The following is a 13,916-nucleotide window of genomic DNA, read 5'->3' as shown; positions in this document are numbered from 1 at the left end:
GCCATCCCTATGAGCGAAGCGCCCGCGAGACGAGAGGCTTCACATCTGCGGGATGCGCACCTCGACGGCGAATCCCGGATGCCGGTTCTCGGCGCGCACCGACCCTCCGGCCGCTCGCGCGAGGGCCGCCACGAGCGCGAGGCCGAGGCCGCTGCCCTCGCGGCGCCGATCCTCGTCGGGCCGCGAGAAGCGCTCGAAGGCGACGGGCAGGAAGTCGTCGGGCACCCCGGGGCCGTCGTCCTCGACGCGCAGCAGGAGCTCCCCGTCGCCGTCGGCGACGACGACCGTGACGACCCCGTCGTCGCCCACCGCGCGGGCGGCGTTGGAGAGCAGGTTGTCGACGATGCGCGACACCGAGATCGCGCCGATCGCGTACCTCGCGCCCGGCGCCGCGACGGCGACCCGGTCCTCGATGCGCACTCGGCGGTCCGCGACGAGGGTGCGGGCTCGGTCGACGGCGTCGAGGGCCTCGGCGGCCACCGCCTCCCCGTCGGCGCTCTCGGCGGCCGTATCCGCGTCGTCGAGCCGCGACAGCTCGAGCAGGTTGGTCGCCAGCTCGCCGAGGCGCCGGGCGGACCGCTCGGCGGACGCGAGTCCGGATGCCAGCTGCGCCGGGTCGTCGCGGTGCCGGCGCGTCAGCTCGAGCTCGGCCTCGAGGCCGGCGAGCGGGGTCCGGAGCTCGTGCGCGGCGTCCGACACCATCCGGCGCTCGCGTCGCGCCGCGGAGCGGACCCGCGAGACCAGGTCGTTGAGCGTCGCCGCGAGCCGCGCGAGCTCGTCGTCGTTGCCGCCGACCGGGAGGAGGTCGTCGTCCTGCAGCGTCTCGGCGTGACGGCGCAGCTCCTCCACCGGGCGCAGCGCGCCCCGCACGAGGACGGTCGAGGCGAGGACGAGCACGGCGAGCAGACCGATGCCCATGAGCACGAAGACGACGTCGATCCCCTCGACCGCCGACCGGCTGCTCGAGACGTCGCGGGCGGCCCAGAGCGACCAGTCGCCCTGCGACGTCCGCACCACCCGGCCGACGACGACGTAGGACCGCCCCTCGTCGTCGTCGAGGGTGAACGGCACGGAGGACGGCGTCCTCGGCAGCGCCTGCCGGACGTCGTGCGGCGCCGTGTCGCGCACCTCGCGTCCCGACGGGTCGCGGATCACGATGAGCAGGCCGTTGGAGACCGAGTCCGGCTGCTCGCCCGGGTTGCGCTGGAGGTCGACCGCGAACGGCGCCAGGTCGGTCTGCGCGAGCTGCACCGCGCTGTCGAACAGCAGCCGCGTGATCTCGACCCGGGCGACGATGAGCGCGACGGCGACGACGATCGCTCCGACGACCGCGGTGCCGAGCACGAGCCGGGTGCGGATCCGGAGACGGCTCACGGCGTGCTCTCCACGATGCGGTACCCCTGCCCGCGCACCGTCTCGATCGCGGCGGTCGCGTGCGCCGCCTCCAGCTTGCGGCGCACGTAGCGCACGTACTGATCCACGATGTTCGCGTCGATGTGGCGCGTGCCCCAGACCTCGTCGAGGATCTCGGGACGGGTGACCACCTCGGGCGCCCTCGTGAGCAGCACGCGCAGCAGGCCGTTCTCGCGGATCGTCAGCAGGACCGGGTGACCGGCGACCTCGAGCCGCCCCGAGGCGAGGTCGAGCGCCACGTCGCCGAGCTCGAGACGCGTGCGCGGCCGGCTGCCGTGCCGGCGCAGGAGGGCGCGGATGCGGGCGCTGAACTCGGGCAGCGCGAACGGCTTGGTGAGATAGTCGTCCGCCCCGGAGTCGAGCCCCTTCACGCGGTCGTCGATCGCGTCGCGGGCCGTGAGCATGAGGATCGGGAAGGTCAGCTCCCTCGCGCGGATCTGGCGGCACACCTCGAAGCCGCTGGCCCCCGGCAGCATCACGTCGACGGCGGCCGCGTCGAACTCCGTCTCGCCGACCGCGATGAGCGCGCGGATCCCGTCCTCGCAGACCACCGGCTCGTGCCCGTCGTCGCGGAGCGCCCGCGCGACGACCTGCGCCATCGTCGGGTCGTCCTCCACGACGAGCACGCGCGCCACGATCAGGCCCCGAGACCCGCCGTGCCGAGCAGGCGGCCGACGAGGAACGTCGCGGCGAGCGCCAGAGCCCCGCCGATCACCACGCGGAGGGTGGCCCGGAGGGGGCGACTGCCGCCGATGCGGGCGCTGATCGCGCCGGTGAGCACGAGGGCGACGAGGACGGCGGCGAAGCAGACCGGGATCCGCGCCGCCTCGGGGGGCAGGAGGATCGCGACCATCGGCAGGATCGCGCCGATCAGGAAGGCGAGGGCCGAGGCCGCCGCGGCGGCCCACGGGTTGGCGACGTCGTCCTGATCGATGTTGAGCTCGACCTCGAGGTGGGCGGCGAGCGCGTCGTGCGCCGTGAGCTCCTCGGCGACGGTGCGCGCCGTCTCTTCGCTCAGGCCCTTCGCGCGGTAGAGCTCGGTGAGCTCCGCGAGCTCCTGCTCCGGCATCGCGGCGAGCTCGCCGCGCTCCTTCTCGATGAGCGCGTGGGTGGTGTCGCGCGAGCTGCTGACCGAGACGTACTCGCCGAGCGCCATCGAGATCGCCCCGCCGACGAGGGCCGCCGATCCGGCGGCGATGATGGCGGGCAGCGACGTCGTAGCCCCGGCGACGCCGACGACGACGGCTGCGACCGAGACGATGCCGTCGTTCGCGCCGAGGACGCCGGCGCGGAGCCGGTTCAGGCGGTCGGCGGTGCCCCGCGCGTGCGGCTCATCGGCGTGGACGGGAGGAGAGGTGGTCATGATCGTGACAGTACGTGCGGGAGGCCGATTAAGGACAGCCGAAGCAGTGTGAGGTCTCACATCCTCGGCCGCGCGCCGACGGAGGGCTCAGCCGGTCGGTGCGGTACCGCCCGGGCCCGTCGGGCCGGGGCCGCCCCCACCCCCGCCGGGGGCGCCGCCGCCGGGGCCACCGCCACCGGGGTCCCCGCCACCCGGACCGCCGCCACCCGGACCACCGCCCCCGTTGCCACCGCCGTTGCCGTTCCCGCCGCCGGGTCCGGCCGGCGGCGTCGCCCCGCCGCCCGAGCCGCCTCCGCTGCTCGGCGGGGCCTGACGCTGCCCGACGAGCGTGGGATCCGGTGACGGGAACGCACCGCCCGCGAAGCCCGGCTGCGCGTCGATCGCCCGCGCGAGTCCGCGGAAGATCAGGTTGCGCAGACTCGCCGCGAGGGTGCCGCCGACCGAGATCTTGCGCAGCTGCTGCGGCTCGACGCCGCCGCCCGGCCCGATGATGTTGCCGACCCAGAGCGCGGTCGATGCCGCCGTCGAGGAGCCGACGGTCCAGGTCTGATGCGACGAGTCGGTCGTGCCCGTCTTGCCCATGTACGTCGTGCCGTCCTGGGGATTGGCGAGCACCGCGGTCCCGCCCTTCGTGAACACCTGCTGCATGGCGTACGCCGCGGTGTGCACGACCTCCGGCGTCAGCAGCGGGGACGCCGCGCATTTCGCGTCCTGCCCCGGGAGACGCGCACCGTCGCGGGTGACGACCGCGTCGACGATGGTCGGCGAGCAGAACGTGCCGCCGGCCGCGATCGCCGCGTACGCCGCCGCCTGGGTGATCGGGGCGATCGTCTGACAGGCGCCGATGACACAGGCGGGGAGCGTCTTCAGCGGGTCGGCGGCGTCGCCGCGCGAGTTGTGCACCCCGAGCGACTCGGCGATCGCCTTCGTCGAGCACTGGTCGATCCGCTGCGCCATCTGCATGAAGACCGTGTTGACCGACCGGGCGGTGCCCTGCGTCACGGTCATCGGTCCGACCTCGTTCGCCTCGTCGTTCGTGACCTTGAAGCCGGCGCCGACGTTGGGCGAGCACGACGCGAGGAACCGGCTCTGCTGGTACTGCGTGACGCTCGCGTTGACGACGTCGTTGAGGTGGTGCCCGGCCGCGAGGTAGGCGAGGAGCGTGTAGGGCTTGAAGCTGGAGCCCGGCTGGTATCCGCCTCCGCCGCCGTGCGCCGCGTCCTCCGCGAGGTTGATGGCCGTCGTCGGGCGGGTGCGCGCCAGGTCGTACGCGCTCAGGGCGGTGTCGGTCGGACGGTTGTCGAAGTCCTTGTTCTGGACCTCCATGAGGATCCGGCCCGTGCCCGGCTGGACCGTCGCGGCTGCGGCGCCGAGCGCGAAGCGCGACTCGGTCGGCGGGGCGATGCCCTTGATCGTCGCGTTGCCGGCGTCCTGCATCGCCGGCTGGATGGAGACGTAGACCTTGTAGCCGCCCTCGCGCCAGTGGGCCTGGGCCTCCTTGGGGGTGCTGCCGATCGAGGCCACCTCGCCGTTCCGCACGCTCGTGTCGACGAGGTCGCAGATGAACTGGTAGCCGGGCGTCGCGTACAGGCAGCCCTGCGCGGGCGACGACGGCTTGACGTACCGCGCGTCGACCTTCGTGGCGAGCGCCGCTCGCTCCTCGGCGGGGGTGATGTAGCCCTCGTCGCGCATGAAACCGAGGATCACGTCGCGCCGCTCCTGATTGGCGGCATAGTTCGCGGGGGTGCTCAGGTTGCGCGTGCTCGGGTTCTGCACGATCGCGATGATGCTCGCCGCCTGCGCGATGGTGAGGTCGGCCGCCGACACGCTGAAGTACTGGTGCGCCGCCGCCTCCACCCCGTAGGTGTTGCCGCCCATCCCCACGATGTTGAGGTAGGCGGCGAGGATCTGCTGCTTGGAATACTTCTTCTCGAGCCCGATCGCGAGCTTCATCTCCTGGACCTTGCGGCCGAGGTCCGGGGCGATCACGGCCTGCATGTCGGCCGCGCGCTGCTTCGGGCTCACCCCGGGCCGGTTCGCGGCCTCCTGCAGGCGCAGCTGCCGGACGAGCTGCATCGTGATCGTCGAGGCGCCGCTGCTCGAGGTCCCGGCGGCCTGACCGACGGCCGCACGGGCGACGGACGGGACGTCGATGCCGCCGTGATCGTAGAAGCGGCGGTCCTCCCCGGCGATCGCCGCCTCCCGGACGTTGTCGCCCATCCGATCCAGCGGCACCGACTGGCGGTTCTGGTCGTAGAGCGTGGCGATGTGGAGGTCGGAGCCGTCGGCCTTCTTCGCCAGGATCTCGTTGGCCTCGTACTGCGGCGTGAGCTCGATGTAGTCGGGGAGCGCGTCGAAGGCGCCGACCGCGCTGTTCGTGGTGACGCCGGCTACCGCGACGGTGGGACCGATCATCACGGCGACGAGGGCGCCCGCGAGAGCGCTCAGGCCGATGAGGCCCGCGGCCGCCCCGAGGCCCTCGACGAGCGCCCGGACGGGACCGCGGCCAGCGCTCATCGCGGTGGCTCGATGAGGGCGGACGGCGCGAGCGGTGCCGTGAGGGGCATGGTGAGCGCGAGGGTCTCCTCGGGGCCGCCGCCATCCGCCGCGGGCGCGGCGGGAGCCGGGGTCCAGGCGGTCGGGATGGTGCCGAGCTCCGCGATCACGGCCGTCGCGGTGGGGCGCGCCTCGGCGGCCCTGTCGGTCATCGCGCGGAGCAGCGACCTCCACCGCCCGTCGAGCGAGCGCGGGATGTCGGGATCGCGGGTGAGGCGCGCGACCGCCGACTCCATCGCCGTGCCCGGGTACTCGCGCTGGCCGGTGAGGCACTCGAGCAGCACGAGGCCGAGCGAGTAGACGTCGGCCGACGGTCCGACGCGCTCGCCCCGGGCCTGCTCCGGGCTCATGTAGCGGGCCGTGCCGATGACGACGCCGGTCGCCGTGATGCGGGTGTCGTCGACGAGCCGGGCGATGCCGAGGTCCGTGAGCTTCGCCGAGACGCCGGTCGCCTCGGTGCCGGTGAGGAGGATGTTGCTGGGCGACACGTCGCGGTGCACCACGCCGCGATCGTGGATGTAGGCGAGGGCTGCCGCGATCTGGCGGCCGATCTCCGCGGCCGCATCCGGTCGGATCGCGCCCCGGTCGAGCAGGGATCGCAGGTCGCTCCCGTCGACGTACTCCAGCACGAGCGCGCCGCGGCCGTCGGCGCTCGGCACGGCGTCGAAGAGGGTCACGAGGTTCGGGTGGGACAGTCCCGCGAGCAGTCGCACCTCGGCCTCTTGACGGCGGAGGTCGTCGGCCGAGTCGCCGTCGCGGAAGATCTTGACCGCCACGCGACGGCCGAGCAGCTCGTCCCAGGCGAGGAAGACGTCGGCCATGCCGCCGCTGCCGAGCCGCGACTCGAGCCGGTAGCGATCGGCGACGGGAGCGGAGCCCGCGTCCGACCACGAGAGCGTCACGTCGGTCCTCCCCTCGCTCATCACCCGACCGGTGGGGGCCCGTGATCCCCGATCGGCCGACCCTCCGGTCCGATTCACGGTAATGAGCAGCTGTGAGGACCTTCTCATGCCGAAGGTCCCACGGCGTCGATCCATGCCTCTGACGCGCTCGCCGCACACGCAGAGGCCCGGAATCACGCGATGCTGAGCGCCACCTGAATGATCGTCATCGGCGCTCGCGCCCGAACGAGGGGCGGTGACGCCGCCGATCGGCCCCGGATAATGGCCGCATGTCGTCCGCCTCCGCTGCGGTGCGCCGACCGGGCTGGTCGGTGCGCTCACGGATCCTCGCGACGATCCTCGCGGCCGCGCTGATGGGGCTCGTCGCCGCCGGCGTCGTGTCATACGAGCTGCAGCGGGCTCGGATGGTCAGCGACGTCGACGCGCGCCTGTCGTCGGAGCTCGCGGAGGCCCGTCGTCTGGTCGCCGCGCAGCACGGCATCGCCTCCACCGGGCAGGCGCTGCGGCGGGTGCTCTCCATCGCGGTCCCTCCGGAGGACGGGGGCACCGTCGGCATCCTCGACGGGAGGACCGCCTACACCTCCGGGGTCTCGGAGGCGGTGCGACCCGAGCGGCTGCCGGGCTTCGCTGCCCGCGTGTTCCGCGAGACGGCCGACGGCTCCGTCCGCCAAGGCACCTACCTGCACGACGGGGTCCCCTACCGCTACCTCGCCGTTCCCGTCACCGTGGCGGCGGATCCCGCGCGCGGTGTCTTCGCCGTCGTCATCGACCAGAGCCGGCGGCTCGCTCCCCTCGACTCGACCTTCCGCGTCTACGCGATCATCTCGCTGGGGGCCCTTCTCGTCATCGGCGTCCTCGGCTGGCTCGTGGCCGGCCGGCTCCTCGCCCCCATCCGCGGACTCAACCGGATGGCCCAGCGCATCACGGCGGACGACCTCGGCGAGCGGATCCCGGTGACCGGCGACGATGACGTGTCGACCCTGACGGGCACCGTCAACTCGATGCTCGACCGCATCCAGGAGGGCGTGGAGCAGCGCCGGGCCCTGCTGGAGGACGTGCGGCACGAGCTCAAGGCCCCGCTCAGCGTGATCCGCGGCGAGCTCGAACTGCTGGTCGCGGGCGACGAACAGATCGTCGCCGACGCGCGCCGCATCGGCATCGAGGAGGTCGACCGGATGACGGCGCTCGTCGACGGCCTGACCGACCTCACCGACGTGCAGACCTCGGTGTTCCAGCCGGCGACCGTCGACCTCGGGGCGCTCACCGACGACATGTTGGCGCGTTGCTCCGCGCTCGGCGGGCGGCCGTGGCGGATCTCGACCCGAGCGGCCGCGAGCTGGACCCTCGACCGCGAGCGCATCATCCAGGCCTGGCTCCAGCTCGCGCAGAACGCCGACAAGTACTCGCCGGCGGGCCGGCCGATCGAGCTCGGCAGCTCCGTCACCGACGGCGAGGCGTGGATGTGGGTGGCCGACCAGGGCACACCGATCCCGCTCGAGGAGCGTGCGGCCGTCTTCGAGCGCTTCGTGCGCGGCCGCGGCTCGGCCTCCTCGAACGGCTCCGGCCTCGGGCTCGCCATCGTCTCGGCCATCGCCGCCGCGCACGGCGGCCGGGTCGAACTCGAGGCGGACACCGGCGGCAACACCTTCTCGCTCGTCATCCCCGCCGGAACGGAGACGCCATGACCTCGATCCTCATCGCGGAGGACGACGACCGCCTCGCCGCGCTCCTGCTGCGCTCGCTCGGCGGAGCCGGATTCCTCACCGAGCGCGTCGCGGACGGCCTCGCGGCTCGCACCGCGATGCTCTCGGGGCGGTTCGACCTGGTGCTGCTGGATGTCGGGCTCCCGCTCATGAGCGGGCTCGAGGTGCTCGCGGACGTGCGCCCGAGCATGCCGGAGCTGGCGATCATCCTGGTGACGGCCGACAACATCCCGTCGCACATCGTCGGCGGCCTCAACACCGGGGCCGACGACTACGTCACCAAGCCGATCCGGTTCGACGAGCTGCTCGCCCGGATCAACGCGCGGCTGCGGCTCGCGCGCGTGCACGAGAACCGGGTGACCTCGGGTGGCATGACGCTCGACCTCGTGGCCCGCGCGGTCACGACCCCGCGCGGGCTCGTCGACCTGCCCACGCGCGAGTTCGAGCTGCTCGAGTACCTGATGCGGCGCCCGGAGCGCGTGGTCGGGCGCGGAGAGCTCATGCGCGAGATCTGGGGCTACGAGACGGAGCGGAGCTCGAACGTCGTCGACGTCTACGTGGGCTACCTGCGGCAGAAGCTCGGCGCCGACGCGATCGAGACGGTGCGCGGCGCCGGATACCGCATTCGGAGCTGACTACTGCGAGTCGTCGTCGCCGGACGTCGACGACTTCCCGTTGCCCTTGCCGGCGTTGCCCTTGCCGGCGCCATTGTGCTTGCCGTTGTCACCGGGTCCGACCGGCTGGGCCGGGGCGGGGTCGACCATGACGGGGGTCGTCGGGCCGGTGGGGCTGGACTCCGCGGGCGAGGTCGCCGTGGGGGCCGAAGGCGCCTGCGACGCGGTCGCGGTCGGCGCCGACGCGGAGTCGGCGGGCGAGGCGGGCGTCGTGTCGGATGCGGTGCCCGCATTCGTGGGCATCGGCGCACTCGTGTCCGCCGCGGCGGGCTCCGGGCCGGAGGATCCGGTCGGCGTCGTCGCGGCGGCGCGCGCCTGATCGGCGCGGACCTCGATCGGCTGCTCGCCGAGCTTCAGCCCCGCCTGGTCGGTCGGCTGACCGACGACGACCACCGCGGCCGCCGTCGCGATCGCCAGCGCGGCGATCGCGGTCGACACGGCTCCGTACTTCACGCGGGTCATCCTCTCATCGCCCACGCGTCACCTCCTGGGTCTTGACAGACGGCGATCACATGCGGGCGAGCCGCGCACGGAGGAAGGTGTAGCCGCCGAACAGGATCAGGCCGATGCCGACCACGACGAGCAGCAGGACGCCGAACGGCAGCGCTGTGAGGGCGCGCAGCGCGCCGTCGAGACCGCTCGCCTCCCCCGGATCGAGCTTGACCGCCGCGACGACGAACAGCACCCCGACGATGGCGACGGCGATGCCCTTCGCGACGTACCCGACGGTGCCGAGCACGACGACGAGACGCCGGCCGAGGCCGTCGCCGACCGGATCGAGGTCCTCGAGGAAGCCGCGCCGCACGCCCTTCACCACGAGTCCGACCCCGACCGCCGCGGCCGCGATCCCGACGAGCCCGAGCAGCACCTGCCCACCCGGCAGCTGCAGGATCGTCGAGCTCGCCGCCTGCGTCGAGGTGCGGGCGTCGCTCCGGCTGCCCAGCGCGAACGTGAGCGCGGTGACGCCGAGGGCGGCGTAGGCCACGGCCTTGGCCAGCGACTCCGCGCTCCGCGCCCACCGCGAGCGGAGCCGGGAGCCGACGCCGGGGACGGCCTCCGCCACGAGCCACACGGCGAGCGCGAAGAAGCCCACGACGAGCGCCCAGATCACGACCATCCCCCCGGGCAGCGCGGCGACCTGCGCGATCGCGCCGGTCTGATCCGACTCGGCCGGGTCGTTCAGGGCCACCCGGATCGCGAGGTAGCCGATCAGCACGTGCACGACCGCGCTCGCGCCGTAGCCGATGCGCGCGAGCGCGTGGAGCGCCCGGGAGTCCCCCGCCGTCTCGGCCGCGCGCCGCGCGGTCCGCTGCGCCGACATCAGGTGCCGTCCCGCTGCGGAGCGGACATCGCGCCCGGGAGGGGCTCGTCGGCCACCCGGACGGTGCGTCGCGTGTCGATCGCGATGACGATCCCGACGATGACGAGCGACAGGGCGAGCGACCCCGTCACGTCGGAGAACCAGTGGTAGCCGAGGTAGAGCCGGCTGAACACCTGGGAGAGGATCGCGACCACCGCGACGCCCGTGAAGAGCGCCGTGACGGGTGGCCGCGAGATCCGGCTCGCGAGGAGGAAGGCCGTGAGCAGGAAGAAGTCCGACATCCCGAGCACATGACCGGACGGGAACGAGAAGGTGTGGTCGGCCCCGAACAGCATCGTGGCGACCGGCGGCCGCGGGTGCCGCACGATCGGCGCCAGCACCTGGGCGAGGACGACGCCCGAGGTCATCCCGCAGAACAGGAGGATCGGGCGCCAGAGGTGCCGGGTCAGCGCGATCCACACGATAAGCACGACGGCCACGAGGATGGGCATCCCGATGGGACCGAACACGACCGCGAGCACGATCATCACGGGTGTGGTGCTCGCCTCGCGGAGGGTGAGGAACCAGCGCTCGACCGGCCGGTCGAGCAGCTCCGGCCCGGAGTGGGTGGTCACCCCGACGAGGAGCACCGTGGACCCGACCGCGCCCACGACGATGAGGAGGCCGGAGAGCCGGTAGAGCGAACGGCGCTGCTCGGGTGACCGGCGGCGGACCTCGACGATGAACCGCTCGCGCCACGGCGTCGGCCGCTCGAGGGCGGTGGCGGCGGTCATCCGTCCTCCCGGGGCACGCGGACGACGAGGCCGCCGTGCTCGACCTCGGCGACGAAGCCGACCGCATCCCCCATCGGGTCGCCGTCGAGCTCGATCCGCTCGGGCGCCCCGAGCTTCACCTCGAGCGAGGACGCACGGACGTAGTTGACCGCGTCGACCTCCGAGCCGGTGCGCCGGCGGCCGCCGATCCGGGCCAGCACGCCGTTCTGCCACAGCACCTTGCGGAACGCCTGGAGCCAGCCGCGCAGGTTCGAGGGCTTGATGAAGACCGCGTCGAGGATCCCGTCGTCGACCGCTGCGGTGGGGAGCAGGAGCACGTTCGCGGTGAGGGTGCCGCAGTTGCCCACGATCGCGGTGTGGGCGTAGACCCGGCGCGGCCGGCCGCCGTCGACGCGGTACCACATGTTGATCCGGTTGCTGTGGCGGAGGGTGGTGACGAGAGCGCGGGCGTAGGCGACCCAGCCGAAGCGCGCCTTCAGCTCCTCGTCGGTCGAGGACAGCATGTCGGCGTCGAGGCCGACCCCCGCCATGACCAGGAACGCGCGGGTCTCCTCCGAGCCGTCGGGGCGTCGGATGCGGGCGCGGGCGAGGTCGATGCGCCGGTCCTCCCCCTCGAACGCCGCCGTGACGGCGTGCTCGGCGTCGTCGAGGGTCAGGTCGAGGTTGCGCGCGAGCAGATTGCCGGTGCCGCTCGGAAGGAGTCCGAGCGCCGCCGACGATCCGGCGACGACCTCGGCGACCTCGCGGATCGTCCCGTCGCCGCCGGCGGCGATGACGAGGTCCGCACCGGCGTCGACGGCCTGCTGGGCGGGACCACGACCGGGGTCGTCGACGGTGGTGGCGAACCACAGGGTCTCGCTCCGGCCGGCGCGCGCCGCGATGCGGTCGACGACCTCGCGCAGCGCGTCGAGGTCGACCTTCACCGGGTTGTAGACGACGGCGGCCGCGCGGCCGGTCGGGCTGGCGGGACCGGCGCCGTGGGGTCGGGCGTCGATCGCTTCGTCGAGGGTCATGGCCTGCCGTCGGGGTCGTGAGTCACGGGCACCCGACGGTAGTGGGACGGGATGAGGCGAATCTCACGCAGGTGCGGCGGCGGCCCCGCGGAACGCCGGCGACCGGCCGCGGACACCTCGATCCGGCCGGAATTCCGGCGACCTGAGTGCCGGCTGGGAGTCCCACCCGGCCCCGGTCCCCGCGCGCGATCAGGCGTCGCCGCCGCGTGCGCGGCCCGCCCACTTGCTTCCGAGCCGCCGGGGCACCACGATCTGATCGTGGGACGTCTGGTGTACGGGGCGCGCGGGATGCAGATCGAGATCGACGATCGGCTGCTCGCGCATGTGCAGGCGGTGATGCTCGCCAAGCTGCGGCGCCGCGAGCCGTTCCCGCTCAGCTGGGTCGAGCCGGCCTCGGACGGCAGCGGGCGCCGCGTCGTCTGGGTGAACGAGACCCTCGAGCTCGCCTTCGAGTACGCCGGATCCCGGGCCATCGAGCTCGACCGCGACATGCTCGAGGACATGACCAGTCGGGCGAACTCGGTGGCTGGTCTCAACCTCGGCGACAACGCTCACAATCCCAAGCCGGCCGCGAAGGTCTCCCCGGTCAGCTGAATGCGTGATTTGGCTGAGTACCCGCTCCCTGCCTGCCCGGGGCGTGTCAGCCTGCTCGCATGAAAGAGGTCAGCTACGTCGGCGACTCCTTCATCACCGGGGATCAGATCGCCGACGTGGTGATCGACTACGGCGTCGCGCTCGCGAACGCGGGGCACGCCGACCGGGTGTGCGTGCCGGGGATCGGGCGCGACGGCGAGGCGGAGTTCGACCTCCTCATCGGGCCCGCCAGCCAGCTCAGCGCGGCCCGGGTGCACCACACGGGGCCGGAGCTCGAGGACCCGGAGTTCGTCGCGGACGTCCGCGAGCGCATCGGCCGGCAGCAGGCGACGTGGGGAGCGACCGAGTCGGGCTCGGCCCTCGATTGGGACATCTGACCCCGACGCCGGGCGGCGCTCAGCTCCCGCTGTAGCGCATCGCGACCGGGCACTCGAAGATGCGCGGGGCCGCGTGCCCGACGACGTTGAGGTGCTGGATGACGCGCTTCCACGCGCTCGGCAGGCTCGTCTCCGTGTACGGCACGGCATGCTGGATGGTGTGCTCGCGCACGATCTCGCGGGCACGGGCCAGGTGCGGGCGCGGCATGTTCGGGAAGAGGTGGTGCTCGACCTGGTGGTTCAGGCCGCCCATGAGCGCCGTCATCCACCAGCCGCCCGTGATGTTGCGCGAGGTGAGCACCTGCTTGGAGAAGAAGTCGAGCTTCGCGTCGCGGGAGACGAACGCCATGCCGATGTGATTCGGTGCGAAGGTCGCGCCCATGTAGATGCCGAAGACGGCGAGCTGCACGCCCAAGAAGGCGAATGCCATGCCGAGCGGCAGCACGAGGAACACCGCCGAGATGAGGATGCCGAAGCGCACCGCGAGCACGGTGAGCTCGAGCGCGCGGCCCTCCACCTTGCGCCGCTCGACGAGCGAGGCGATGGAGCGGAAGTGCAGGTTGACGCCCTCGAACGCGAGCAGCGGGAAGAAGAGGTAGCCCTGGATCCGGGTGAACGCCGCGAACAGCCCGCGGCGCGAGGCGGCGGTCTCCTGGTGGAAGGAGACCGTGTCCGGGTCGATGTCCGGGTCCTTGCCGAGACGGTTCGGGTTGGCGTGGTGACGGGTGTGCTTCGTCATCCACCACTGGTAGCTCATGCCCACCATCGCCGTCGCGAAGATGCGGCCGAGGCGGTCGTTTGCGGGGCCGGAGGCGAGCACCTGTCGGTGCGCGGCCTCGTGCGAGAAGAACGCGAACTGCGTGAAGATCAGCCCGAGCGCCGCCGCGATGAGCAGCTGGAACCAGGAGTCGCCGAGCAGAATGAAGCCGGTGATCGCGCCGCCCAGGCCGGCGAACAGGCCGCCGACGAGGAGGCCGTAGAACCAGCGGCTGCGGCGGAGCAGGCCGGTCTCGCGGACGACCCGCGACATCGCGGCGAAGTTGGGTCCGGCGACGGGCGCCGAGACGGTACGCGTGAACGAGGAGGAGGACATCCGTCTCCTGAAGTCGAGATCCGACTTCTCAATCGGAGGAACTGGGCGAGCGCCCGTGGTGCAGATGTCCTGAGCCTAGGGCCGCGGGCTGGGCAGTGCCCCCCAGACCACCGCGGGAAGTGTGAGAGCCGTCA

At 72.8% G+C, this 13,916-nt stretch carries 14 protein-coding genes; 4 read left to right on the top strand and 10 right to left on the bottom strand.

What is annotated here, in order from left to right:
* Positions 1–39 precede the first annotated feature (39 nt).
* The 5 genes from ACTHM3_RS01155 to ACTHM3_RS01135 form a co-directional block, all read right to left on the bottom strand.
* Positions 40–1,374: an ATP-binding protein gene (locus ACTHM3_RS01155; protein WP_440404251.1), complete on the bottom strand. Its 1,335-nt coding sequence runs from the start codon at positions 1,372–1,374 to the stop codon at positions 40–42.
* A complete protein-coding gene (locus ACTHM3_RS01150; RefSeq protein WP_440404250.1) occupies positions 1,371–2,048 on the bottom strand; it encodes a response regulator transcription factor in 678 nt (225 codons plus the stop codon). Before ACTHM3_RS01150 ends, ACTHM3_RS01155 begins: the two co-directional genes overlap by 4 nt.
* Before the next feature lie 2 nt (positions 2,049–2,050).
* The gene (locus ACTHM3_RS01145; RefSeq protein WP_440404249.1) at positions 2,051–2,776 is read right to left on the bottom strand and encodes a VIT1/CCC1 transporter family protein; all 726 of its coding nucleotides are present in this window, start codon (positions 2,774–2,776) and stop codon (positions 2,051–2,053) included.
* 87 nt (positions 2,777–2,863) lie between these two features.
* The gene (locus ACTHM3_RS01140; protein WP_440404248.1) at positions 2,864–5,293 is read right to left on the bottom strand and encodes a transglycosylase domain-containing protein; all 2,430 of its coding nucleotides are present in this window, start codon (positions 5,291–5,293) and stop codon (positions 2,864–2,866) included.
* A complete protein-coding gene (locus ACTHM3_RS01135; protein ID WP_440404247.1) occupies positions 5,290–6,255 on the bottom strand; it encodes a serine/threonine-protein kinase in 966 nt (321 codons plus the stop codon). The genes ACTHM3_RS01140 and ACTHM3_RS01135 overlap by 4 nt, the downstream gene beginning before the upstream one ends.
* A gap of 248 nt (positions 6,256–6,503) precedes the next feature.
* Between ACTHM3_RS01135 and ACTHM3_RS01130 the strand changes: the two genes are divergently transcribed.
* Positions 6,504–7,919, top strand: a complete 1,416-nt coding sequence (locus ACTHM3_RS01130) for a sensor histidine kinase (protein ID WP_440404246.1) — start codon at positions 6,504–6,506, stop codon at positions 7,917–7,919.
* Positions 7,916–8,572, top strand: coding sequence for a response regulator transcription factor (locus tag ACTHM3_RS01125; RefSeq protein WP_440404245.1), 657 nt, complete (start codon positions 7,916–7,918; stop codon positions 8,570–8,572). The genes ACTHM3_RS01130 and ACTHM3_RS01125 overlap by 4 nt, the downstream gene beginning before the upstream one ends.
* On the opposite strand, the gene ACTHM3_RS01120 is transcribed toward ACTHM3_RS01125, so the two are convergent.
* From ACTHM3_RS01120 to ACTHM3_RS01105, 4 genes are read right to left on the bottom strand one after another with little or no spacing between them, the layout of a single operon-like run.
* The gene (locus ACTHM3_RS01120; RefSeq protein WP_440404244.1) at positions 8,573–9,064 is read right to left on the bottom strand and encodes a hypothetical protein; all 492 of its coding nucleotides are present in this window, start codon (positions 9,062–9,064) and stop codon (positions 8,573–8,575) included. It abuts the gene before it with no gap.
* 55 nt (positions 9,065–9,119) lie between these two features.
* Entirely contained in the window at positions 9,120–9,932 is an 813-nt protein-coding gene (locus tag ACTHM3_RS01115) for a DUF1206 domain-containing protein (protein WP_440404243.1), read from the bottom strand.
* Positions 9,932–10,705 carry a phosphatase PAP2 family protein gene (locus tag ACTHM3_RS01110; protein WP_440404242.1) on the bottom strand — a complete coding sequence of 258 codons (774 nt, stop codon included), beginning with the start codon at positions 10,703–10,705 and terminating at the stop codon, positions 9,932–9,934. Before ACTHM3_RS01110 ends, ACTHM3_RS01115 begins: the two co-directional genes overlap by 1 nt.
* Positions 10,702–11,718 (bottom strand): diacylglycerol/lipid kinase family protein, encoded by a 1,017-nt coding sequence (locus ACTHM3_RS01105; protein ID WP_440404241.1) that lies wholly within the window; start codon positions 11,716–11,718, stop codon positions 10,702–10,704. The genes ACTHM3_RS01110 and ACTHM3_RS01105 overlap by 4 nt, the downstream gene beginning before the upstream one ends.
* 258 nt (positions 11,719–11,976) lie before the next feature.
* Here ACTHM3_RS01105 and ACTHM3_RS01100 point away from each other — a divergent pair, with 258 nt between their 5' ends.
* Positions 11,977–12,312 carry a DUF7882 family protein gene (locus ACTHM3_RS01100; RefSeq protein WP_440404240.1) on the top strand — a complete coding sequence of 112 codons (336 nt, stop codon included), beginning with the start codon at positions 11,977–11,979 and terminating at the stop codon, positions 12,310–12,312.
* Positions 12,313–12,371: 59 nt separating this feature from the next.
* Positions 12,372–12,689, top strand: coding sequence for a hypothetical protein (locus tag ACTHM3_RS01095; protein ID WP_440404239.1), 318 nt, complete (start codon positions 12,372–12,374; stop codon positions 12,687–12,689).
* 19 nt (positions 12,690–12,708) lie between these two features.
* Here the strand turns inward: ACTHM3_RS01095 and ACTHM3_RS01090 are convergent, their stop codons facing one another.
* Positions 12,709–13,782 carry a fatty acid desaturase family protein gene (locus ACTHM3_RS01090; RefSeq protein WP_440404238.1) on the bottom strand — a complete coding sequence of 358 codons (1,074 nt, stop codon included), beginning with the start codon at positions 13,780–13,782 and terminating at the stop codon, positions 12,709–12,711.
* Positions 13,783–13,916 lie beyond the last annotated feature (134 nt).

Origin of the sequence: Pseudolysinimonas sp., assembly GCF_051954455.1 — a bacterium.
In the GTDB taxonomy this organism is placed as follows: Bacteria; Actinomycetota; Actinomycetes; order Actinomycetales; family Microbacteriaceae; genus Pseudolysinimonas.
This window is presented reverse-complemented; position numbering and strand designations above follow the sequence as displayed.